General features: G+C 71.5%; 18 protein-coding genes and 1 riboswitch. Of the genes, 14 read left to right on the top strand and 4 right to left on the bottom strand.

Annotation, left to right across the window (positions count from 1 at the left end; translation table 11 throughout):
- Positions 1 to 41: 41 nt before the first annotated feature.
- Positions 42 to 575: an inorganic diphosphatase gene (gene ppa / locus HNR76_RS11310; RefSeq protein ID WP_162310307.1), complete on the top strand. Its 534-nt coding sequence runs from the start codon at positions 42 to 44 to the stop codon at positions 573 to 575.
- A gap of 243 nt (positions 576 to 818) precedes the next feature.
- Positions 819 to 1,928, top strand: coding sequence for an HDOD domain-containing protein (locus HNR76_RS11315; RefSeq protein WP_162310306.1), 1,110 nt, complete (start codon positions 819 to 821; stop codon positions 1,926 to 1,928).
- Positions 1,929 to 2,072: 144 nt separating this feature from the next.
- On the opposite strand, the gene HNR76_RS11320 is transcribed toward HNR76_RS11315, so the two are convergent.
- The 4 genes from HNR76_RS11320 to HNR76_RS11335 all read right to left on the bottom strand — a co-directional run bounded on the left by HNR76_RS11320 (position 2,073) and on the right by HNR76_RS11335 (position 8,425).
- Complete coding sequence (locus HNR76_RS11320; RefSeq protein WP_162310305.1) at positions 2,073 to 2,675, bottom strand: DUF4136 domain-containing protein; 603 nt, start codon at positions 2,673 to 2,675, stop codon at positions 2,073 to 2,075.
- A 79-nt stretch (positions 2,676 to 2,754) separates the two neighbouring features.
- On the bottom strand, positions 2,755 to 4,632 hold the full coding sequence (gene thiC / locus HNR76_RS11325; protein ID WP_162310304.1) for a phosphomethylpyrimidine synthase ThiC: 1,878 nt from the start codon (positions 4,630 to 4,632) through the stop codon (positions 2,755 to 2,757).
- Between the two features lie 117 nt (positions 4,633 to 4,749).
- Positions 4,750 to 4,857, bottom strand: a riboswitch (TPP riboswitch).
- 192 nt (positions 4,858 to 5,049) lie between these two features.
- Positions 5,050 to 6,894, bottom strand: coding sequence for a methyl-accepting chemotaxis protein (locus HNR76_RS11330; RefSeq protein WP_162310303.1), 1,845 nt, complete (start codon positions 6,892 to 6,894; stop codon positions 5,050 to 5,052).
- 175 nt (positions 6,895 to 7,069) lie between these two features.
- Complete coding sequence (locus HNR76_RS11335; RefSeq protein ID WP_246429117.1) at positions 7,070 to 8,425, bottom strand: glycoside hydrolase 5 family protein; 1,356 nt, start codon at positions 8,423 to 8,425, stop codon at positions 7,070 to 7,072.
- Between the two features lie 304 nt (positions 8,426 to 8,729).
- Between HNR76_RS11335 and HNR76_RS11340 the strand changes: the two genes are divergently transcribed.
- The 12 genes from HNR76_RS11340 to HNR76_RS11400 are packed head-to-tail and all read left to right on the top strand — an operon-like array spanning position 8,730 to position 21,255.
- A complete protein-coding gene (locus tag HNR76_RS11340; RefSeq protein WP_162310302.1) occupies positions 8,730 to 9,545 on the top strand; it encodes a prepilin-type N-terminal cleavage/methylation domain-containing protein in 816 nt (271 codons plus the stop codon).
- A 7-nt stretch (positions 9,546 to 9,552) separates the two neighbouring features.
- Entirely contained in the window at positions 9,553 to 10,098 is a 546-nt protein-coding gene (locus tag HNR76_RS11345) for a hypothetical protein (RefSeq protein ID WP_162310301.1), read from the top strand.
- Positions 10,095 to 11,501, top strand: a complete 1,407-nt coding sequence (locus HNR76_RS11350; RefSeq protein WP_162310300.1) for a hypothetical protein — start codon at positions 10,095 to 10,097, stop codon at positions 11,499 to 11,501. Before HNR76_RS11345 ends, HNR76_RS11350 begins: the two co-directional genes overlap by 4 nt.
- Complete coding sequence (locus tag HNR76_RS11355) at positions 11,498 to 12,058, top strand: general secretion pathway protein GspB (RefSeq protein WP_162310299.1); 561 nt, start codon at positions 11,498 to 11,500, stop codon at positions 12,056 to 12,058. Before HNR76_RS11350 ends, HNR76_RS11355 begins: the two co-directional genes overlap by 4 nt.
- Positions 12,055 to 12,687 (top strand): hypothetical protein, encoded by a 633-nt coding sequence (locus HNR76_RS11360; protein ID WP_183982242.1) that lies wholly within the window; start codon positions 12,055 to 12,057, stop codon positions 12,685 to 12,687. The genes HNR76_RS11355 and HNR76_RS11360 overlap by 4 nt, the downstream gene beginning before the upstream one ends.
- Before the next feature lies 1 nt (position 12,688).
- Entirely contained in the window at positions 12,689 to 13,447 is a 759-nt protein-coding gene (locus HNR76_RS11365) for a type II secretion system protein (RefSeq protein ID WP_183982244.1), read from the top strand.
- A gap of 32 nt (positions 13,448 to 13,479) precedes the next feature.
- Entirely contained in the window at positions 13,480 to 15,216 is a 1,737-nt protein-coding gene (mshL, locus tag HNR76_RS11370; RefSeq protein ID WP_162310297.1) for a pilus (MSHA type) biogenesis protein MshL, read from the top strand.
- Positions 15,216 to 16,127: a tetratricopeptide repeat protein gene (locus HNR76_RS11375; RefSeq protein WP_162310296.1), complete on the top strand. Its 912-nt coding sequence runs from the start codon at positions 15,216 to 15,218 to the stop codon at positions 16,125 to 16,127. Before mshL ends, HNR76_RS11375 begins: the two co-directional genes overlap by 1 nt.
- Positions 16,124 to 17,566, top strand: a complete 1,443-nt coding sequence (locus tag HNR76_RS15305; protein ID WP_211373165.1) for an ExeA family protein — start codon at positions 16,124 to 16,126, stop codon at positions 17,564 to 17,566. Before HNR76_RS11375 ends, HNR76_RS15305 begins: the two co-directional genes overlap by 4 nt.
- Positions 17,553 to 19,256 (top strand): GspE/PulE family protein, encoded by a 1,704-nt coding sequence (locus tag HNR76_RS11390; protein ID WP_211373164.1) that lies wholly within the window; start codon positions 17,553 to 17,555, stop codon positions 19,254 to 19,256. Before HNR76_RS15305 ends, HNR76_RS11390 begins: the two co-directional genes overlap by 14 nt.
- Positions 19,253 to 20,509, top strand: a complete 1,257-nt coding sequence (locus tag HNR76_RS11395; RefSeq protein ID WP_162310295.1) for a type II secretion system F family protein — start codon at positions 19,253 to 19,255, stop codon at positions 20,507 to 20,509. Before HNR76_RS11390 ends, HNR76_RS11395 begins: the two co-directional genes overlap by 4 nt.
- 14 nt (positions 20,510 to 20,523) lie before the next feature.
- A complete protein-coding gene (locus HNR76_RS11400; RefSeq protein WP_162310294.1) occupies positions 20,524 to 21,255 on the top strand; it encodes a type II secretion system protein in 732 nt (243 codons plus the stop codon).
- The last annotated feature ends 18 nt before the right edge of the window (positions 21,256 to 21,273 follow it).

A 21,273-nucleotide genomic window follows, 5' to 3' on the forward strand; every position in this document is an offset into this window, starting at 1 on the left:
GCCCGCCCTACCTTCCTCCCCCGCTTTCCACGGAGCAGCAGATGGGCCTCGACCAGGTCAATTCCGGGCGCAACCCGCCGGACGAAATCAACGTCATCATCGAGATCCCGAAGGACTCCGAGCCGGTGAAGTACGAGGTGGACAAGGAAAGCGGGGCGATCTTCGTCGACCGCATCCTCTCCACCCCGATGCGCTACCCCTGCAACTACGGCTACATCCCCAATACCCTGTGCGGCGACGGCGACCCGGCCGACGTGCTGGTGGTGCTGCCGCTGCCGCTGGTTCCCGGCTCGGTCGTGCGCTGCCGCCCCGTGGGCGTGCTGAAGATGACCGACGAGGCCGGCGGCGACGAGAAGATCCTCGCCGTGCCGGTGTCCGACATCTTCTCCGGCTACGCCCACGTGCAGGACATCGACCAGGTCTCGCCGCACTGGCTGGAGCGCATCGGCCACTTCTTCGAGCACTACAAGGACCTGGAGAAGGGCAAGTGGGTCGAGCTCGACGGCTGGGGCAACGCCGAGGAAGCCAAGCAGATCCTGCTCCAGTCGATCCAGCGCGCCGCCGCCCAGGCCTGAAGCACGCCCTGGCGCGTGGCGTGGCGGTGGCCGGACGATCCGGCCATCGCCCGGGCCGGTTCGCCGGCCCTCCGTGCGCTGGGTCGCCACGCAACCGCGAACTGCCGCACAGTTCCGCCAGCCCGGCGCGGCCATACTCGTCCACGGGCTCAACTTCCGGCAGAACGGCCCGATACCCGACAGGTGGCGCCTCGCCAGCCCGGTGCGCGCCTCCGTACCACGTTCCATCCAGGGAGGTTTTCCGTGCGCATTCTGTTCGTCGGCGATGAGGCCGTCTTCCCCGTCGACCTGGTCGACCTGGTATCGGCGATGGGCATGGACTGGGAAGTGGAGCGCTGCGCGGACGCCGACGCAGCCATGAACCGTACCGCCGCCGCCGCGCTGGACGTGATCCTGGTGGCGCCCGAACTGGGCGATCTGCCGCCGGCCACCCTGCTCGGCCAGGTCCGTGCACTGCGCCCGGAGACCTCGCGCATCGCCGTGATCGACGGCAACCGCGCCCCGCCGGCGCGGATCATCGGCCTGGCCCACCGCTTCCTGCCCACGCCGCTGGCGCCGGAAGTGCTGCTGGAGGCCATCGGCAGCCTGGAGGAACTGCGCGAGCTGCTGGACAACGCCGACCTGCGCACGCGCATCGGCCGGGTCGAGCAACTGCCCTCGCCGCCGCAGTTGTACCTGCAACTGATGAACGCGCTGGAGGCCGACGACAATGCCAGCGCCTCGGACATCGCCGGCCTGGTCGCCGGCGACCCGGCCATCGCCGCCAAGGTGCTGCAGTTGTGCAACTCGGCCTATTTCTCCAGCGGCCGCACCATCACCGACCTGCGCGCCGCGGTGACCCGCCTGGGCATCGCCACCCTGCGCGACCTGGTCCTGGCCAGCGAGGTGTTCTCGCTGCCCGCCACTCCCGGCGTGGACCGCCTGGCCCTGCAGCACCGCGCGCTGCTGGCCGCCCGCCTGGCCAAGCGCATGCTGCCCGAGTCCAGCGCCGAACTGGGCGCCACCGCCGCGCTGCTGGCCGACATCGGCATGCTGCTGCCCGGCGTGCGCGACGAGCGCCAGCCGCTGGCCGAGGGCGACGACCGCCCCGGCCACGCCGAGGCCGGCGCCTACCTGCTGGGCCTGTGGGGCCTGCCGATGCCGATCATCGAGGCGGTGGCCTTCCACCGCACCCCGGCGCGCTCCAGCACGCGCAGCTTCTGGGTCACCGGCGCGGTGCACGTGGCCATGGCCATGGCCGCCGGCGAGGCGCCGGACGAAGCCTACCTCGAGCGCACCGGCGTGCTGTCGCGGCTGCCCGAGTGGCGTGATTACGCCGAATCGATCAACGTCGCGCCCGAGGCCGTCGCCTGACCGGCGCACGGCCTTTCCCGCGCCACGGCGCCGCCGGCCCGATCAGCCGCGGGACCGCCGGGGCGATCCCCATCGGCCCGTGAGCGGGCCCGGCATCCCAGGTACGCGCCGCGCCCGCACCGGCACCCCGGTCGCCCACGCCGCTCAGCGTGCGCCGGCGCGGTAGGGATAGCGGGCGAATATCTCGGCCATGGCCGCGTCGATCCGCGCGCCGCGCTGCTCCGGCGCGACCCGGCCGACCCGGCCCACCGCCACCCCGGTCCACACCAGGCGCCGGTGGCGGGCATCGACCAGGTCCACATTCAGCGTGCCCTCGGTGTAGCGGCGCACGTCGGTGCGGTCGCGCCAGTACGGCACGGCCAGGTAGCTGCGCGCGCGGTAGCTGTAGTAGAAGTCGTAATCGACCTCGGGCATGGTCGTCACGTCGGTGCGCTCCTGCAGGTAGGCGTTGAGGTTGACCCACAGGTCGGGCGAGGCCGTGTCGTAGACGTAGCCGCGCGCCTCCATCTGCGCACGCGCGGCGTCGCGGATGCGGCGGCTGGTCGGCGTGGAATAGCCCTGCGATTCCACCGCCAACGGCGAATGGAAGGCGAAGCTGCGGTAGCCGCCGAAATCGGCCTCCGGATCGGCCTCGCTGCTGATCCTCGGCCCGCTGGCGCAGGCCGACAGCAGCAGCGCCACCGCCGCGAGCGCGGCCCACGCGCCCAGCCGGCGCGGCGTTCCGGTACGCAAGGCGATCGGGGCCATGGACGTTCTCCTGCGGGATGGGGACGGCCGGATCATCGCGCCGCCCCCGTGAAACCGTGTGAAAGCGCCCCTGGCCCGATCAGCCCTGCCGGTACACCTGCGCGCCTTCGGCCAGGAACTGGGCCGACTTCTCCGCCATGCCCGCCTCCAGCGCCCTGCCTTCGTCCACCCCGTGCTCGGCGGCGTAGTCGCGCACGTCCTGGGTGATCTTCATCGAGCAGAAGTGCGGGCCGCACATCGAGCAGAAGTGGGCCAGCTTGTGCGCGTCCTTGGGCAGGGTCTCGTCATGGAACTCCTTGGCCTTCTCCGGATCCAGGCCGAGGTGGAACTGGTCCTCCCAGCGGAACTCGAACCGTGCCTTGCTCAGCGCGTTGTCGCGCACCTGCGCGCCCGGGTGGCCCTTGGCCAGGTCGGCCGCGTGCGCGGCGATCCTGTAGGCCATGATGCCGTCGCGCACGTCCTGCCGGTTGGGCAGGCCCAGGTGTTCCTTCGGCGTGACGTAGCACAGCATCGCGGTGCCGTACCAGCCGATCATCGCCGCGCCTATGGCCGAGGTGATGTGGTCGTAGCCGGGCGCGATGTCGGTGGTCAGCGGGCCGAGCGTATAGAACGGCGCCTCGCCGCACTCGCGCAACTGCTTGTCCATGTTCTCCTTGATCAACTGCATCGGCACGTGGCCGGGGCCTTCGATCATGGTCTGCACGTCGTGCTTCCAGGCGATCTTGGTCAGCTCGCCCAGCGTCTCCAGCTCGCCGAACTGCGCCGCGTCGTTGGCGTCGGCAATGCAGCCCGGGCGCAGGCCGTCGCCCAGCGAGAAGGTCACGTCGTAGGCCTTCATGATCTCGCAGATGTCCTCGAAACGTTCGTAGAGGAAGCTCTCGCGGTGGTGGGCCAGGCACCACTTGGCCATGATCGAGCCGCCGCGGCTGACGATGCCGGTCACGCGCCTGGCGGTCAGCGGCACGTAGCGCAGCAGCACGCCGGCATGGATGGTGAAGTAGTCCACGCCCTGCTCGGCCTGCTCGATCAGCGTGTCGCGGAAGATCTCCCAGGTCAGTTCCTCGGCGCGGCCGTCGACCTTCTCCAGCGCCTGGTAAATCGGCACGGTGCCGATGGGCACCGGCGAGTTGCGCACGATCCACTCGCGGGTCTCGTGGATGTGCTTGCCGGTGGACAGGTCCATCACGTTGTCCGCGCCCCAGCGGATCGCCCAGACCAGCTTCTCGACCTCCTCGGCGATGCCGGAGGACACGGCGGAGTTGCCGATGTTGGCGTTGATCTTGGTCAGGAAGTTGCGGCCGATGATCATCGGCTCGCTTTCCGGATGGTTGATGTTGCAGGGCAGGATCGCGCGGCCACGGGCGATTTCCTCGCGCACGAACTCCGGGGTGACGGCCTTCTGGATGCTCGCCCCGAACGATTCGCCCGGGTGCTGGGCCAGCAGGCCGGCGTCGCGCACCGCCTCCAGGCGCTGGTTCTCGCGGATGGCCACGAACTCCATCTCCGGGGTGACGATGCCGCGGCGCGCATAGTGCATCTGGGTGACGTTGGCGCCGGCCTTCGCCCGGCGCGGCAGGGTGCGCGCGGGGAAGCGCACCGCGGCCAGCTTCGGGTCGTGCTCGCGGGCGCGGCCGAACTGCGAGCTCAGCGCGGGCAGCGGCTCGGTGTCGCCGCGCTCGGCGACCCAGCGCGCGCGCAGCGCCGGCAGGCCGGCGGACAGGTCGATGCGCGCCTCCGGGTCGGTGTACGGGCCGGAGGTGTCGTACACGGCGAGCGGCGCATTCTCCTCGCCGCCGAAGAGGGTGGGCGTCTTCGTCAGCGCGATCTCGCGCATCGGCACGCGGATGTCCGCGCGCGACCCCTCGACGTGGATCTTGCGCGAGCCCGGGATCGGCCGGGTCACGGATTCGGAAAGCTGCTCGGTCTGCTGGATCAGCGAGGCAGGGATGGCGTTCATGGTCGACTCCGCTCGATGCATGGAAGGCCGCACGGGCGTGCGGTCCATGGCGGTCGCGGCGCACGTGCGGGCACGTTGCGCGCACCGCCCGGAGCGGGCGGACACAGGCCGGCACTGGGCCATCCTGCGAAAGCTTCCCTACGCCGGTATCAGCCGGATCAGGTTCCAAGGGACTGTCTCAACCGCCGGCCCGGACGGGCTCCGGCGGTACCCCCGCTTCGGTGGGCATTAGACAGGCAAACGCGGGGGGATGCCAGCCGCGGCGCACGAATGCCGGACAGGTCCGGATCGGGAGGCGCCCGGGGCGCGGACGCCGGGACATGCCGGTGCCGGACGGGCCTGCATGGCGGTTGGCGGGCGCCCGCCATGCCCGGCTCCCGCAAAGGCGAGGCGGGCCGCGCCTGCGAACGGCAGAGGTCACTCCAGCGTGTAGCCGATGCGGAAGCCGCCCCAGTGGCGGCCATCCACGTATACCGGGACCGAAAGGTCGAGCATGATCTGGCCGGTGTCGCGGCGGTAGACCTGCAGGCGGTAGGGGTCGGTGTGGGCGCCGACGCTTCGGCCCACGCGGTCGGAGAAGATGCGCTTGGTGCGGTTGCCCACCAGGTCCTTGGCGCGGTCGCCGGTGAGCGGCTGGCTGAAGCGCCGGTTGTGGGTGGGCACGTAGCCGTCGGGATTGGCGCAGATGGCGAACACGATCCACGGCTCGGCCGCGGCCACCGGTTCCTGCAGGGGCGGCAGCAGTTCGTCGCACAGCGCGTCGAAGGCGGTGCCGTACTTGGGCGGGTCCACGCCGGCGATGGGGCGGTATTCGCGCGCGAACAGCGCCTGCGCGCCGATGGCGCCGCCGGCCACGGCATCGGCCAGCGCCTGGCCGATGCGCGCGGCGGCCGCGTCGGCCAGCGCGCGCACCCGGGCGTGACGCGCCTCGCGCATCGGGTCGGCGGGCAGCCGGAACAGGCCCAGGCAATCGTGCAGGGTGGTCACGCCTTGCCCCAGCGCCTCGCTGCGCTCGGCAACCTGGGCGGCATGCTCCAGGTTGCTGCGGCCCAGGGCGACCGCCTCCTCCACCGCGCGGTCGATGGCGGCCACTTCCCCGTCCTGGGCGGCGATGCGCCCGGCCACCGACTCCATCGCCGCGCCGGCGCGGCCCAGCGACTGGCCGATGCCGTCCAGCACCTCGCCGGTCTGCTTGGCCGAGGCGGCACTCTGGCCCAGGGCCTCGATGGTGCCGCCGACGATGGCGCGCACGTCGCGCGCGGCGCTGGCGGCGCGCTCGGCCAGGCGGCGGATCTCGGCGGCGACCACGGCGAAGCCGCGCCCGGCCGCGCCGGCGTGCGCGGCCTCGATGCCGGCGTTGATCGAGAGGATGTTGGTCTGGAAGGCGACCGAGTCGATCACCTCGATCACCTCGCTGGCGCGCGCCGCGCGGCTCTCCACCTCGCGCATGGCCGTGGCCAGGGCCTGCGCGGCCTCGCCGCCGCGGTGGGCGTCCTCGTCCGCGCGCGCGGCGGCCTGGCGCACCTCGCCCAGTTCGGCGCGGACCTCGCCCAGGCCCTGCAGCAGGCGCCGGCTGGCCACCAGCACCGATTCCAGCGCCTCGGCCTGGGCGCGCGACTGGCGGGCCAGCTCATCGTTCTCGCCGACGACCTGGGACACCTCGTCGGCGATCTGCATCGACAGCGTCACGGCCTGGCGGATGGCCTCGGCCAGGTTGCCGAAGCCGGAGGCCAGGCGCCGCCCGGCCGGCGTACCGGCGTGATGCGCGGGCAATTCCAGGTCCAAGTCCAGGTCACAGGCGGCCAGGGCATCGTTGGCCTGGGCCAGCAGCGCCTGCTCGGCACCGGCTTCGGCCAGGCGCCGCACCAGGGGCCACAGCAGCGGGTGGACGGCGGTCGCCAGGTCGCCATGGGCCAGGCGCGCCGCCTCGCGCAGCAGCGCGGCGGTTTCCGGATGGGGCAGGCTCAGCCACCAGCCGCCCTGCACGTCGCGACGGTAGCGCACCCGGCGAGCCGGGTCGTCGCCGGGCGAAGCCCATTCGCCTTCCTCACCGGCCAGCGCTTCGGGCACCAGGCCCCACAGATGCTGCGCTGCCGGTGCCGGCAGCGCATCGGGCGCCAGCCGCAACTGCTCCAGGGCGGCGCGGTTGGCCGCCTGCAGCAGCCCGTCTTCGCCCAGGCGCAGCAGCGCCACCGGCGCATCGGGCAGGCCTGCAACGACGGCGGCGCCCTCCGCGAGGGGCGCCTGCACAACGGTGGACATGGGCGTTCCTCGTCCGCTCCTGGTACCGCTAGCGGCCGCAGGATGCGGATTCTGAAGCCCCGGGCCGCGCCTGCGGGGGCTGCCCGACGTAGGAGCGCCCTTGGGCGCGAGGGCTCTGCTGGGCGGCAAGCCGCACGGCATCGCGGCCAAGGCCGCTCCTGCAAGAGGAAGGACGTTACGGGAGGGCGTGCATCGCGCGGGCGTGGTCGGAGACGATGCGCAGGGTGGAGGCGTCGCTGTCGAACAGCGAGAACAGGCCTTGCGGCTCCTGCGGCGGGTCGCCGGTGAACGGGTCGCCGGCCTTCCACATGAAGTCGGCGTTGCCGGTCCGGCCGCGTCCGCCCCAGGCCCAGAAGTTGGAGCCGGCGATGGCGTCGCCCGCCCTGGCGCGCTCGAGCAGGCGGTCGAAGATGGCACGGTAGAAACGGTCGCGCGCGGCCACCGTCGAGGCCGGGTCGTACGAGCCCTTGTCGCGGTTGAGGCCGAACTCCGACAGCACGATCGGCATGCCCAGCTTGTTGGCGATGTCGATGTGGCGGTCGACGTAGGCCAGCGAGGTCGCCAGCCCGGATTCCAGCCGCGCGGCCGGGTCCTCGTGGTCGATCCAGCTCCAGTTGGACGGCCACAGGTGGAAGGTCAGGTAGTCCACGTTGGGCGTGGCGTGGGCGATGATGTACAGGTCCTCGTCGCGCAGCGAGCCCATCGCGCCCTCGCTGCCCGTGCTGACCAGTTGCCTCGGCGCCAGTTGGCGGATGAAGGCCGAGGTCTCGTCGATCCACGCGCGGTAGGCGGGGAAGTTGGGGTGCCCGTCCGGGTCGCTGCCCGGCCGCGGCTCGTTGGCCAACTGCCAGGACATCACCGTGGGATCGTCCACGTAGGCCACGCCGCTGATGCTGTTGCGCCGCTCGACGACGGTGCGGATGGCCGTCCGGAACCACGCCTGCGCCTCGGGGATGGCGTAGAAGCGTGCCGAGTTCTGCATGAAGCCGTTCCAGTCGCCGGTGGCGTCCGGGTCGAACACCGGCTCGCCGGTGGCCCAGGACACGTATTGCGACATGCCGCCGGACCACTGCCAGAAGTTGTTGAGGTACAGCACCGCCTTCATGTCGCGGCGGGCCATCTCCACCAGCAGGAAGTCCAGGCCCTGCAGCAGGCGTTCGTCGAACTGGCCGGGCTTGCCCATGATCGCCGGGCTCACCCCGCGCAGGAAGCCGCTGGCCTCGGACATGGCCAGCACCCGCAGGTTGTCGATGCCGGCGTCCTTCAACTGGTCCAGTTCGGCGACCAGGCGCTCGCGGTCGCCCAGGCCGTCGGGCGCGCCCAGGTAGGCGCCGTACCAGAAATTGGCGCCGGCGAAGCGGTAGGGCTTGCCGTCGACGACGAATTGCGTGCCTTCCACGCGGACGAAGCCCGATTGCCCGGCGGCCAGGACCGGGCCGGCGCAGAACATCGCCAGCGCCAGCAGCATGCCGCCCAGCACGGGCCCGAGGCGGCGAGCCGGCGTGCCGGCGGTGTTGCGGTGGTCTTCCATCGTGGTGTCTCCCTCATGGCGGTTGTCGCGGCGCGGCGCGCGCCCGGGGCGACCGTCGGCCGGCCCGGTGCGGCGGTAGCGGCGGTAGCGGCGGCACCCCGGACCGGATCGCACCCAGCCCCGGGGGAACGTTACCTCGAAACGTGGCCCGAGGGGAGTCCCGGGAGCCGCCGCCGACCATCCGCGGGCGGATGGAACCCCTCTTACGGCGCTCTTACGTCCTGACGGTATCTAACGCCTGCTCACGGTGCCGGGGGTCGGCCCGGCAATCGTCGCGTCATCCGCACACATCGGGGATCCAAACATGCAAGCACGCCTCAATCGCCGCCGCCAGGGCGGCTTCACGCTGGTCGAGATGGCCGTGGTCCTGGTCATCATCGGCGTCATCATCGGCGCGGTCATGATCGGCCGCGACGTCCAGCGCAACGCCGAATACACCCGCATCAAGCAGAAGTTCATCGATCAGTGGGTGGTGTCCTACAACACCTACCAGCAGCGCCTGGGCGTGCCGGTGGGCGACAGCCAGAGCGCACCGCGACTGATGGTCAACGGCGCCAACTTCTCGGGCACCGGCGGCAACCTGTCGGGCGGCGACATGACCAATGCGCAGTTGCCCAATGCGGTCTGCCGCGCGCAGGCCGGTCCGAACATGGTCCGCCCGCAAGAGACCAGCGCCGATTTCGACCTGCGCCTGCTGATGCGCCGCGCCGGCATCACCCTGCCGCCCGGCCGTGGCGACGGCATGGAAGACCGCTACGTCTACCTGGACACCAACGGCAACCCGCAGGAAATCCAGATCTGCTTCCAGTGGAACCCGCCGGGCACCGGCTCCGGCTCCGGCAACGTGATGGTCATCACCGGCCTGACCCCCGACCTGGCCCGCGCCCTGGACCAGATGGTCGACGGCAAGCCGGACGCCCAGAACGGCGCCTTCCGCCAGGAAGGCGTGGTGGCCCGCTCCGGCGCCAATGCCGACCCCACCGCTCCGGGCCTGGAATGGGCCGGCAACAACACCCAGAGCCTGAGCGGCGGCGGTGCCGGCGATGCGACCACCGATGGCATGAACAGCGACATCGAGCAGGTGCTGACCCTGGTGGCCCATCTGAAGATGAACCAGTAACGCCGCCATGAAAGCAATCCCCCTGCTCTCGCGCCTGCGCCAGTCACGACGCACGTCGCTGACGCTCTTCGCCATCACCCTGGGGGCCCTGGTGGTGGCCGCGGCGTGGTTCCTCGGCGCGCGTTCGGCCCTGGCCGACGCCTACCAGCGCCTGGGCAGCCGCAACCAGGCCCTGTCCGAGGCGCAGGTGCGTGAGCAGGAGGCGCGGCTGCGCGTGGAATACGCGCAGTCGGCGCAGCACCTGCTGACCGCCGTGCAGGCCCATGGCCTGCAACCGGATGCATGGGGCGAGCGCCTGATCAACCTGCGCCAGAGCCAGATGAGCCGCGAGGATGCGGCCTCGCTGCTCGGCGCAGTGGGGCGTGACAGCGACCGGATCTTCGGCGCCGAAGCGTTCGAGCTGTCGGTCACCCACCCGGACGAGGGCCTGTTCGACACGCCCAACACCGAGGACCGGGCCCCGGCGCCGCTGTCGCTGACCCTGCGCGGCAGCCTGCTGTTCCGCACCGCCGCCACCGGCGGTGCGGCCCTCCTGCCCGAGGCAGCACCATGAGCCTGCTCCTGCTGGTCCAGCAGCAAAACAACTGGCTGACATTCGACCGCGGCAACGTCGGCCGCAGCGACACCCGGCCGCGTCTGCAGCGCGCGGGAATGGTGGTGGCCGACTTCGAAGGCGCGGTCAGCAGCGTGATCTCGCTGGAAGGCAGCCCGGCGCACGCGGTGGCCCTGATCGAGAAGCGGCTGCGCTCCGACGGCCTGATCGACGGCGAAAGCAAGATCCTGATCCACAAGACCCGCACCGTCGGTGCCGGCTACCAGACGCTGTTCACCGCGGTGCCGCTGGAAACCTGGCAGCAGACGTACGCCTGGGCCGAGGCCCAGCCGGACCACTGCCTGCTGGTGCCCGCGACCTCGCTGCTGTTCAACGCACTCAAGCCGGGGCAGGCGGTCGTGCTGCAGTCCGGGCGCCAGCTCAGCGTGCTGGCCATGCTCAAGCACGACGTGATCTACCGCAGTTCCCTGGCCTACAGCGACGACCCGGAAGACCTGGCGATGACCGCCGGCGCCCTGGCCGAGCAGTTCGCCGACGACCTGGCCCGTGGCGAGGACAACCTCGAGCCGCTGGACGTGAAATGGTGCCCGGTCCTGGTGCGCCGCCCGCAGGAAGGCCAGCCCTGGCTGGACGACACCCTGCGCGAGATCTTCTCCGCCCGCAGCGGCCTGCAGGTGGCGACCGTCCCGGTGCGCCGCGTGCTGGACGGCAACGGCAACGAGTACCGTACCGGTGCGGCATGGATCGAGAGCACCGCCAGCGCGGCGATCGCGGTCAATCCCACCGCCAGCCGCGCGGCCTACGTCGCCGAGTGGGCCCTGCCCCTGGCCAGCGCCGCCTCGCTGGTGTTCGCGCTGGTCCTGGGCGCGCTGGGCGCGCGCTGGACGCTCAGCGCACGCGAAGCCGGCAACCGCGCCGAACAGCTCGACGCCCAGATCGCCGAGATCGAAACGCGGGTCGACGCCCTCCGCAACGACCAGGCCGTGCCCGACCGCTTCCCCGCCGTGCTGGACTTCGTCGAGCGCGCGCGCACCCTGCAGCAGGGCGTGGACCCGGTCTCCGGGATGACCCAGATCCGCGAGGCCGCGGCAAACGAGGTGCGGATCCTGCGCGTCCGGGTCGAACAGCCCATCGCGCCCGGCACGCCCGTCCGCGCCGATGCCAACCTGCCCGACATCCGCGAGCCCACCCTGCGGGTGGACGGCGTGGTCGACCCCGGCCGCGGCATGCCCGGCATGCAGATCGCCGGCTTCGTCGAGCGCCTGCGCCGCGCCGGCTTCGACCCGGTTCCGCTGGATCCGCAGGGCGGCACCGGGAGCAGCCGGTCCGCCGGCGGCTTCTTCTCCTATCTGCTCAAGCGCGTGCCCCCGGCACAGGGTCCTGCCAGCGGAGCCACCCCATGAAGATGAAGTACACCGCCGCCCTGGCACTGGTGGTCTGGCTGGCGGTCGCCGGCTGGCTGGCCAGCATGGTGATCGCCAAGCCCGCCGTGCTGCGGCTGGGCAACCAGGCGGGCGAAACCGCGGCAATGGCCGAGCTGCGCAACGGCATCAACCGCAACCACCAGGTCACCGAGTCGATCGCCTCGCTGCGCGAGGCCACCCCGTACACCGGCCCGACGCGTGCACTGGTGGCACTGCCGCCGCCGCCCGCGGCCGCGCCCGCCGATGCAGGTCAGGGCACCGCCGCAAGCCGTGGATACGGCAACGCCGGCAGGACGGGCGGGCAAGCCGTCGCCGACCCCATGGTGCCCATGGTGTCGCTGGTCCTGGACACCGACGGACAGCGCAGCGCGATCGTCAACGGCCAGTACGTGCGGGCCGGATCGCGCCTGGCCAACGGCGCCCGGGTCCGCGCCATCGGCCCGGACTGGGTGCGGATCGACGATCCGTCCGGTAGCGCGCAGACCTTCCAGGTGCGCAACGTGCTGGCCCCCGAACGCGACGGGGGCATGCAGTGACCATACGCCAGTACAAGCCGCTGCTCTGGCTTGCCGGCGTCCTCGTCGTCGTAGGCCTGGTGCTGGTGTTCGCCCTGCGCGCCGGCTCCGATCGCGCAGCCGCGCCCGCGCCCGCCGATGCACCTGCGGTGCCTCCCGCCGCCAGCGCAGCGGCGCCGGCGCCCGCCGCCGCCGCCGCGCCCGCGGAGACCCCGCCGTGGCTGTCCGGCGGCCAGAAAGCCGCTGCCCCGGCCGTCACGCGCGCGCTGTCGGCCGTTGCGCCCCATGTCCCCTCGGCGGCCGAGCAGACCCGGAAAGTGGCGGAACTGCGCGAGCAGGCCATGCGCAACGAGCGCACCGCCGACGACCTGCTGCGCCAGATCGATGCGATGAAGGCCAGCGGCCAGGCGCCGCCGGGCGTCAACCTGGATGCGCTGCGCAGCAACCTGGTGGTGACCAAGCGTGCCCAGGTGCTGGCGCGCGAGCTGGCCGAACTGACCCAGCAGCCGGAAACCTCCGACGGCCAGCAGCGCATCCTGGCCATCACCGCCGAACTGCAGCAACTGCAGTCGCAATTGCGCTACGACGTGGGTACACCCGCCGCCGTCGCACCTGCCGTGCCCGCCGCGCAGCCGGGCGGGAGGCGATGACGTGCGCCGGCGCTGTCCGCCGGCCATGCATGCCGGTTTCACCCTGGTCGAAGTGGCCGTGGTCGCGGGCATCCTCGGCCTGCTGGCACTGACCATGACCTCGGCCTTCGAAGGCATGGAACAGGCGCGCCAGCAGAACACCGCGCAGGCGCATGCCGAAGCCGCGCGCCAGGCACTGCGCACCTTCATGCTGCGCAACAAGCGGCTGCCATGCCCGGACAACAGCACCTACGGCGACCGCGGCCGCGAAGCCAACGGCGCAGGCAGTTGCCCCGGCGACCTGCGGGTGGGCTGGCTGCCGTATGAAAGCCTGGGCCTGCAGGTTCCGGTGCGCTCGCAGCGCCTGCGCTACGGCGTCCATCGCGGCACCAACGCCGACCTCGTCGCGCCGCTGCATGGCGCGGTCGACGGTCCGGACCTGGAGGGCACCGGTGGCCTGGCCCGGGCGCTGGCAACCGCCGCGCAGGCCGCACCTTCCACCGACCAGCCCCATTACTCAGGCGCCGTCCCGGCCCTGTCCTCGGATACCTGCGCCAGCGCCGAGCCGGTCAACCCGGCGTTCGTCCTGGCCGCCCCGGCCACGGACCGCGATGTCGATGGCGCCATCCACCCCGGTTTCGATGGCCCCAACCGTGGTTTCGCGACCAGCAGTCCGTGCGTGGCCCCGCCCGCACGCCCCGCAACCCGTATCTACGACGACGTGGTGGTGGCGGAAAGCGCCACCACCCTGCTCGGCTGGCTGAGCACCGCCACCCGATGACATTCCTCCGCCTTTCCTGAAGGTCCGAATCGATGAGCCCGAACCCCTCCACACCCCGGTACCGCACTGCGCCGCGCCTGCTTGCCATCGCGATCGCCACGATGGTGCTGGCTTCCTGCAGCACGCCGCGCAGCGTCCGGTCCATGCCCAAGACCGAGCACAAGGCGCTCGAGCGCGTCGGAGCCACCCTGGCCGAGGAATCCGCACGCCTGGCCGAGCGCCACGACAAGGTGCGCGAGGACATCGAGCGGCAGGCGCCGGCTCCGGAGCCGCCGGTTCCGATGGCTCCGGTCTACGACCCGCTGGAGAACAGCGTGGTCAGCCTGAGCATGTACGACGCCGACGTGGGCCAGTTGCTGTGGGCCCTGGCCGGCGAGCTGAAGATGAACCTGATCGTGGACCCGCGGGTGCTGGAACAGCGCCAGCGCGCCAGCCTGCACCTGCGCAACGTGACCGCGCGCGAGGTCTACAACCACATCCTGGAAGCCTTCGACCTGCATGGCGAGGTGCGCGGCGGCGCCCTGATGGTCTCGCAGATGAGCGAGCGCATCTTCAACGTGGACATGCTCGACTCGAGCATCGCGCTGGACCTGTCCACCGGCGGCGACGTGTTCGGCGCCGGCATGCAGAGCGCCGGTGGCGGCGGCCAGTCCCTGCGCGGCAACCTGACCATGACCGGCGCGATCGGCAAGGACAACGACCCGTACAAGCAGCTCGATGCCGCGCTGAAGACCATCCTCGGCACCGACCAGCCCGCCGCCGCGGCTGCGCGCGGTCCGGATGCTCCGCCGCCGCCGGAGAACGCCCGGTTCAACCTGGACCCCGGCAGCGGCACCCTGTACGTGCGCGCCCGGCCCTCGCAGATGCGCGCGGTCGAGGACCTGATCGACCACAGCAAGAAGAAGCTGCGCCGGCAGGTGCTGGTGGAGGCGCAGATTCTGGACGTCTCGCTCAGTGACAACTCCAACTACGGCGTGGACTGGAATCTGCTGCGCAACCGCGTGGCCGGCCTTTACGGCACCGATCCGGGCATCGTCACACCCATGCCGGCCATCCCCGGCGACCCGGACCTGGGCATCCCCGCAGACCCGAACCTGCTGCCCTACCAGCGCTACGGCCGCTTCGACGCCCAGCGCCGGCAGATCGTGTTCCCCAACCAGACCCTGGGCTCGAACGTGGGCCGCGCCGCAGGCCTGAGCTACGTCAGCGACACCTTCTCGGCCGCAGTGAACGTGCTGCGCAGCTTCGGCAACGTGAAGGTGCTGTCCAATCCCAGCGTGCGGGTGCGCAACGGCAGCCCGGCCTACCTGAGCGTGGGCACCAACATCCGCTACGTCACCAAGTCCACCACCAACGTCTCCAGCGGCGGTGGCGGCTTCAACACCTCCTCCGACATCCAGACCGACTCGCTGTTCTCCGGCGTGGTGATCGGCGTGGCGCCGATGATCCACGAGAACGGCTCGGTGGAGCTGCTGGTGCACCCGATGCAGACCGAGGTGGAGCCAGCCAGCCTGGCGCTGCGGGAGTTCCCCAATGGCAACGCGGTGACCCTGCCGGTGATCAACGTCAAGGGCATCACCACCACCCTCAACCTGCGCGATGGCGACACCGTGATGCTGGGCGGCCTGATCGACCAGCAGGGCGGCATGGACGATCGCGGCATCCCCGGCCTGTCGGACATCCCGGGCCTGGGCCGTCTGTTCGGTGCCCGTGAAAAGACCCACAAGACCCGCGAGCTGGTCGTGGTCCTGCGGGTGAAGGTGATCTGATGAGCCTGATCTACGACGCGCTGCGGCAGTCGGCACCCGGTGCCGGCGCAGCCGTGTCCGCGTCGTCGCAGCATCTTCCTTCGGGGTGGTGGCGTCGCCCGTTGCCGTGGCTGGTCGCCGGCGTGCTGGTGGCCGGGCCCCTGGGCTTCCTGCTGGCCCGCCAGGCCGCGCCGGCGCCGCAGGCCGACGCCGCACCTGCGGCGGTCGTGGCCGATGCCGGAACCACGGCCACGCCACCCGCGGCCGCGCCGTTGCCGCCGGCCGCCGCGCCCCCCGATACCGACACATCCCAGGCGCCCGTCGCGGCCGCCACCGGGGTGGCAATGACGGCCGATCCTGCACCGGTCGCGGACCCTGCCGCGCCCGTCGCCGCGCCATCACCGGCCACCCCCGTCGTGGCCGCATCGACCGACGCCGCGCCGCCCGCCCCACCGGCGCCTTCCACTGCGGAGCGCGACGTCCAGGTCGTGGCCTCGAAGATCGAAGTCTCGGTCTCGGACGGTTCGAGCAACCGCCGCGGAACGGTGGATGCGGTCGATGCCGATGCCGCCCGGGTGCGCGAGGCGATGGCGGCCCTGCACGTGGCGGTGGGCGATGGCGACGACGTGGCCGTGCATGCGGCGATCGAACGGCTGCAGTCCCTGCTCCCGGCCCAGAGCCTGACCCTGCTGCGCGCCCGGGCCTGGGCCGCGCACGGACGCGGCGACCTGACGGAAGCCGGCCGGCTGTACCGCACCATCCTCGACCGCGTGCCCGACGACGAGCACGCCGGCATCAACCTGGCCCTGCTCGATGCCCGCCGTGGCGACGTGGACGGCGCGCGGGCGCGGCTGGACCGCCTGGCCTCGCGCAGCGCGCGCTCGCCGCAGGTGCTGCGCGCCCTGGCCGAGCTGGAGGCCACGCAGCGATGAACCCGGCCCTGGCCCGCCACCTGGAAACGCTGGGGCTGGAACGCGCGCCGTTCCCGCCCACGCCGGACGCGGCCGCGTATTTCCAGACGCCGCTACTGGAGCGCGAACTGGTGGAGGCCACCCATGCGCTGCGCACCCGCGCCGGCTTCGTCCTGCTCACCGGCGAGGTGGGCACCGGCAAGAGCACCTTCCTGCGCCGCCTGCTGCACACGCTGGAAAGCGAGGGCGTGGCGGTGTCGCTGGTGTTCAACACCTTCCTGCAGGGCGCCGACCTGCTGGCCGCGGTGCTGCGCGACTTCGGCCTCAAGCCGCAGGGCAACCCCGCCGCCGACATCGAACGACTCAACCGCTTCTTGGTCGAGCGCTGGCAGAAGCAGACCTCGTGCGTGCTGGTGATCGACGACGCGCAGAACCTGACCCTGGAGAGCCTGGAGCTGCTGCGCCTGCTGACCGGCCTGGAGACCGGCCAGGAGAAGCTGCTGCAGATCGTCCTGGCCGGGCAGCCGGAGCTGCGCGACAACCTGGACCAACCGCGCATCCGCCAACTGACCAGCCGCATCTGCAAGCACGTACGCCTGGAGCCGATGGACCCGCACCAGACCGGGAGCTACGTCGATTTCCGGTTGGCCGCCGCCGGTGCCGGCGACGGCATCGTCCTGGAAACGGACGCGGCGGCCGCGCTGCACCGCGCCAGCGGCGGCAACCCGCGCCGGATCCACCTGATCATGGACCGCTGCCTGTACGGCCTGTACGCACGACCACCAGGACGGCGCCGGATCGATGCGCGCCTGGTCCGCACCGCCGCCGCCCAGTCCGGTGCCCTGCCCGCGCGCCGGCGGCGATCGCCGGCGCTGGCCGCCGCCGCCTCGGTGGGCGTGGCCGCCTGCCTGGTCCTGGCCGGGCTGGGACTGCGCGGTGCCGAGTCGCGCGCCGACGACGCCGCGACCGCCGCCGCAACCGCACCCACGGCTGACGCCGTCCCCGTCGGTACCGGTTTCGACCCCGGCTGGCAGGGCTGCCTGCAGCGCTTCGCCCGCGGACAGGCGCACCTGCAGCCGGTCAGCGACGCCTGGGCGCAGCGCCTGGCCGGGCGCGCGGACGTGTGCCTGCGGCGCGAGGCCGGCGGCTGGTCCGCCGCCTGGCCGGTAACCCTGCGCGCCGAGCATTTCGTGTCCGCCGCCGCCAACGACCGCGTGCGCGAGGTACAGGCGCTGCTGCGCGGCGAAGGCCTCTACGACGGCGCGCTGGACGGCCTGTACGGCCCGCGCACGCGCCAGGCGCTGGCGCGCTTCCAGGCCGGCAACGGCCTGCCCGCCACCGGTGCCCCGGACCCGGCCACGCTGTTCCTGCTCGATGAGCGGATGGCCGGCACGGCATCGCTCCAGCCCCCCCACACGCCCCCTACTTCCACGGAATCCACGCACCATGGCCACGGTTGATCCACGGGCCGAACGCCCCGCCCCCGCACCGCCCGGCCGCGAACAGTCGCGCCTGGGCGAGCTGTTGCACGAACGCGGGCTGCTCGACTCGGCGCAGTTGCTCTATGCGCGGCAGAAGAACCAGGTCGAGCAGCAAAGCTTCGGCCGGCTGCTGATCCAGCACGGCCTGGCCAACGAATCGGACATCGTCCGCACCCAGGCCGAGCTGCAAGGCATCGAGTACGTGCAGGTGGACACCCTGCACGTATCCGAGCCGCAGGTGCTGGCCCTGTTCAACCGCGAACTGTGCCAGCGCCACCAGTTCCTGCCGCTGCGCCGCGCCGAGGACGCGCTGGAGGTGCTGCTGGGCGACGCCGACCCGCCGGCGGTGGCGCAACTGGTGCTGCAGCGCTGCGGCCTGCGCTGCCGTTTCGTGCAGGGCGAGTACGGCAAGGTCGCGCGCCTGATCCGGCACACCTACTACTTCGCCCAGAACCCGGTCGAGAGCCTGCTGGAGCGCGAGATCAAGCGCCTGTCCTCGGACAGCGACCACGCCTACAGCCCCGAGCGCCTGCTCGACTACCTGCTGCACTACGCGGTGCGCGAGCGCACCACCGACATCCACATCGCGCCCTCGGACAACAGCCTGCACGTGCTGTTCCGCGTGGACGGCGTGCTGCGGCCGATGTTCGCCATGCCGCCCACCCTCTCGCGCCTGCTGGGCTACATCAAGCTGGCCGCGGAGATGGACATCTCCGAGCAGCGCCGCCCGCAGGACGGCAGCTTCCGCGCCACGGTGCTGGACTCGGCGCTGACGGTGCGCATCTCCACCATCATCACCGACGCCGGCGAGCGCATGGTCATGCGCCTGCTGCCCGAGCACAGCGACCTGGACGGGCTCAAGGAGCTGGGCTTCTTCGACGAGGACGTGGCCGCGCTGGAGCGGCTGTTCGCGCGCCCGGCCGGGCTGATCCTGATCACCGGCCCCACCGGCTCGGGCAAGAGCTCCTCGCTGCACGCCGCGCTGCGCATGCAGTCGCTGATCGAGCGCAACGTGCTGACGGTGGAGGACCCAATCGAATACCGGGTGCCCGGCGCCGGCCAGACCGAGGTCAACCGCCGCGCCGGCTACGAGTTCGGCTCGGCCCTGCGCCACTTCCTGCGCCACGACCCGGACGTGATCCTGCTGGGCGAGATGCGCGACGCCGAAACCGCGCAGGCCGCGCTGGAATCGGCGGCCACCGGCCACCTGGTGCTGTCCACCCTGCACGTGACCAGCGTGTTCGGCGTGGTCCCGCGCCTGCGCCCGCTGGGGCTGGAGGCGCAGATGATCGCCGACAACCTGCTGGCGGTGGTCAACCAGCGCCTGGTGCGGCAGAACTGCCCGTTCTGCAGCGATGAGGTGCCGTTCACCGAGCAGGAACTGCACTGGCTGGAACTGCCTCCCGGCACCTGCGGCCGCCGCGGCAAGGGCTGCGAGCGCTGCCGCGGCAGCGGCTACTACGGCCGCCTGCCGGTGTACGACATCATGATGGTGGACGACGCCCTGGCCAACGGCATCGCCGACGACGTCGGCCGCGAGGCGCTGCGCAACCTGGCCCAGAACGCGGGCTTCCGCGGCATCGAGCAGGTGGCCCGCAACCGCGTCATCTCCGGGCAGACCACCTCTGAAGAGGTGTTGCGCGTGGTCGGCGTGGGGCCCGCGCCATGAACGTCTACTACTACCGCCTGCTGCTCTCCAGCGGCCGCGTGCGCGCCGGCATCGCCCAGCTCTCGGTCGAGCGCGACGCTTCGGCACGGATGTGGCTGGAGAAGAACTTCGACGCCGTGGTCCTGCACCTGTACCGGCTGCCGGGCTGGCTGGCCGAGACCCAGCGCTCGATCTCGCACCTGATCAAGCCCAGCATCCGCCCGGCCGAGCTGGCCGGCATGCTGCGCGACCTGGCGGTGATGACCAGCGCCGGCATCCCGGTGCTGGAGGCCTTGCGCGCGGTCGCCAACGAGGTCGGTGGCGGCCGCGCCTCCAATGCCGCGCGGCTGGCGCGCCGGCTGCTGGAGGAACTGGACGCCGGCGCCTCGCTCAGTGACGCGTTCTCGCGCTACCCGGACTCGTTCCCGGAGACGGTGCGCAACCTCGTCATGATCGGCGACGAAACCGGCACCATGGACCAGATGCTGGGCGAGGCGGCCGACCACATCGAACGCATTTCCAAGATGACCGCCGACACCCGCCAGGCGCTGATCTACCCGGCGTTCGTGTTCTCGGCCATCTTCGCCGCCGGCGGCTTCTGGATCTACTACGTGATCCCCAACCTGGCCGACCTGTTCAAGCAGATGAACGCCAAGCTGCCGCCGCTGACCATCGCGGTGATGGCCGGCTCGGAATGGCTGATCGCCCACATCGGGCTGATCCTGATGGGCCTGGTGGTGGCCGCGTTCGTCGCATGGGTGACATGGCGCTACAGCCGCGCCTTCCGCCGCGCCATCCACTACACCCTGCACAAGCTGCCGATCGCCAAGACCATCATGTTCTCCTCGGGCCTGGCGTTCTTCACCGAGTACATGTCGCTGCTGATCAAGTCCGGCGTGGACATGGTCAGCAGCCTGCAGGTGATGGAGCGGGCGATGCAGGACGAGTACTACCGCGACCGGATCATCGCCATGCGCCAGGTGATGGAGCGCGGCGACCGGGTATCGGCGGCCATGCGCCAGGTCGGCGGCTTCCCGTCGATGATGGTGCGCATGATCGGCGTGGGCGAGGAGACCGGCACCCTGGACTCGCAGTTCGCCCGCCTGTCGGCCGAATACAGCCTGCGCCTGCAGCGGCTGATCACCAACCTGTCGGAAATCATCAAGCCGGTGGTGGTGTTGCTGGCTGGCGGCATGTTCGTGTTCCTGATCGTGGCCCTGCTGCTGCCGGTGTACGACCTGGTGCAGCAGGCCATCACCGGGCCCAAGTTTTGAAGGAGGCCGACACGATGCATTCCCCCAAGACCCGGCGCCGCTGCGGCGGCTTCACCATCCTTGAGATGTCGGTGGTGCTGGTGGTGATCGCGCTGATCATCGGCGCGGTCAGCGTCGGCCGCGACGTGTACCGCAGCGCGATGGCCGAACGCATCGGCAGCGAGTTCGTGCAGGGCTGGATCATCGCCTACGACCGTTACGTGGCGCAGACCGGCACGGTGCCCGGCGACGACCTGGCCAACCCGACCGGGCGCGTCAACGGCAACGGGGACCCGCTGTGCGACCAGGGCAGCACCCAGCGCGAGCTGCGCAACGCCATGCTCGAGCGCGGCGTCTCGCTGCCCGCCGGTCGCGCGGAAGGCCAGGAGTCGCGCTTCGTCTACCAGGACAGCCGCGGGATCCCGCAGGAAATCAGGGTGTGCTTCCTGACCGTCACCGACTGGGCCGAACCATCCACCGGCAACGCCTACACCCCCCGCGTACGCAACGTGATGCGCCTGGAAGGGCTCACGCCCGAGCTGGCCAACCAGCTCGATGCCCGCATCGACGGCCGCATCGACGCCCGCTTCGGGCGCATGCGCGAGGCGACGCCGGGCAGCCTCCAGTACCGCGACGTCTCCGCCATCGGCGATCCGCCGCAGACCTATGCCTGGAGCCGCACCGAGATCCAGGACGCCAGCGGCGGTACCAACGCACCGGACGACCAGTCCACCAGGCTGGTCGCCTACCTGAAGATGAACCAGTAAGGAGCCCAGCCGGCATTG

It is taken from the genome of Pseudoxanthomonas broegbernensis (assembly GCF_014202435.1).
GTDB classification, from domain to species: domain Bacteria; phylum Pseudomonadota; class Gammaproteobacteria; order Xanthomonadales; family Xanthomonadaceae; genus Pseudoxanthomonas; species Pseudoxanthomonas broegbernensis.

Bases quoted from the DNA above. Each gene is read 5' to 3' on its own strand.
- ppa (WP_162310307.1), top strand. From the start codon at position 42: ATGGGCCTCGACCAGGTCAATTCCGGGCGCAACCCGCCGGACGAAATC.
- HNR76_RS11390 (WP_211373164.1), top strand. From the start codon at position 17,553: ATGGCCACGGTTGATCCACGGGCCGAACGCCCCGCCCCCGCACCGCCC.
- HNR76_RS11340 (WP_162310302.1), top strand. From the start codon at position 8,730: ATGCAAGCACGCCTCAATCGCCGCCGCCAGGGCGGCTTCACGCTGGTC.
- HNR76_RS11400 (WP_162310294.1), top strand. From the start codon at position 20,524: ATGCATTCCCCCAAGACCCGGCGCCGCTGCGGCGGCTTCACCATCCTT.
- mshL (WP_162310297.1), top strand. From the start codon at position 13,480: ATGAGCCCGAACCCCTCCACACCCCGGTACCGCACTGCGCCGCGCCTG.
- HNR76_RS11345 (WP_162310301.1), top strand. From the start codon at position 9,553: ATGAAAGCAATCCCCCTGCTCTCGCGCCTGCGCCAGTCACGACGCACG.
- thiC (WP_162310304.1), bottom strand. From the start codon at position 4,632: ATGAACGCCATCCCTGCCTCGCTGATCCAGCAGACCGAGCAGCTTTCC.
- HNR76_RS11330 (WP_162310303.1), bottom strand. From the start codon at position 6,894: ATGTCCACCGTTGTGCAGGCGCCCCTCGCGGAGGGCGCCGCCGTCGTT.
- HNR76_RS11335 (WP_246429117.1), bottom strand. From the start codon at position 8,425: ATGGAAGACCACCGCAACACCGCCGGCACGCCGGCTCGCCGCCTCGGG.
- HNR76_RS15305 (WP_211373165.1), top strand. From the start codon at position 16,124: ATGAACCCGGCCCTGGCCCGCCACCTGGAAACGCTGGGGCTGGAACGC.
- HNR76_RS11320 (WP_162310305.1), bottom strand. From the start codon at position 2,675: ATGGCCCCGATCGCCTTGCGTACCGGAACGCCGCGCCGGCTGGGCGCG.
- HNR76_RS11350 (WP_162310300.1), top strand. From the start codon at position 10,095: ATGAGCCTGCTCCTGCTGGTCCAGCAGCAAAACAACTGGCTGACATTC.
- HNR76_RS11355 (WP_162310299.1), top strand. From the start codon at position 11,498: ATGAAGATGAAGTACACCGCCGCCCTGGCACTGGTGGTCTGGCTGGCG.
- HNR76_RS11375 (WP_162310296.1), top strand. From the start codon at position 15,216: ATGAGCCTGATCTACGACGCGCTGCGGCAGTCGGCACCCGGTGCCGGC.
- HNR76_RS11395 (WP_162310295.1), top strand. From the start codon at position 19,253: ATGAACGTCTACTACTACCGCCTGCTGCTCTCCAGCGGCCGCGTGCGC.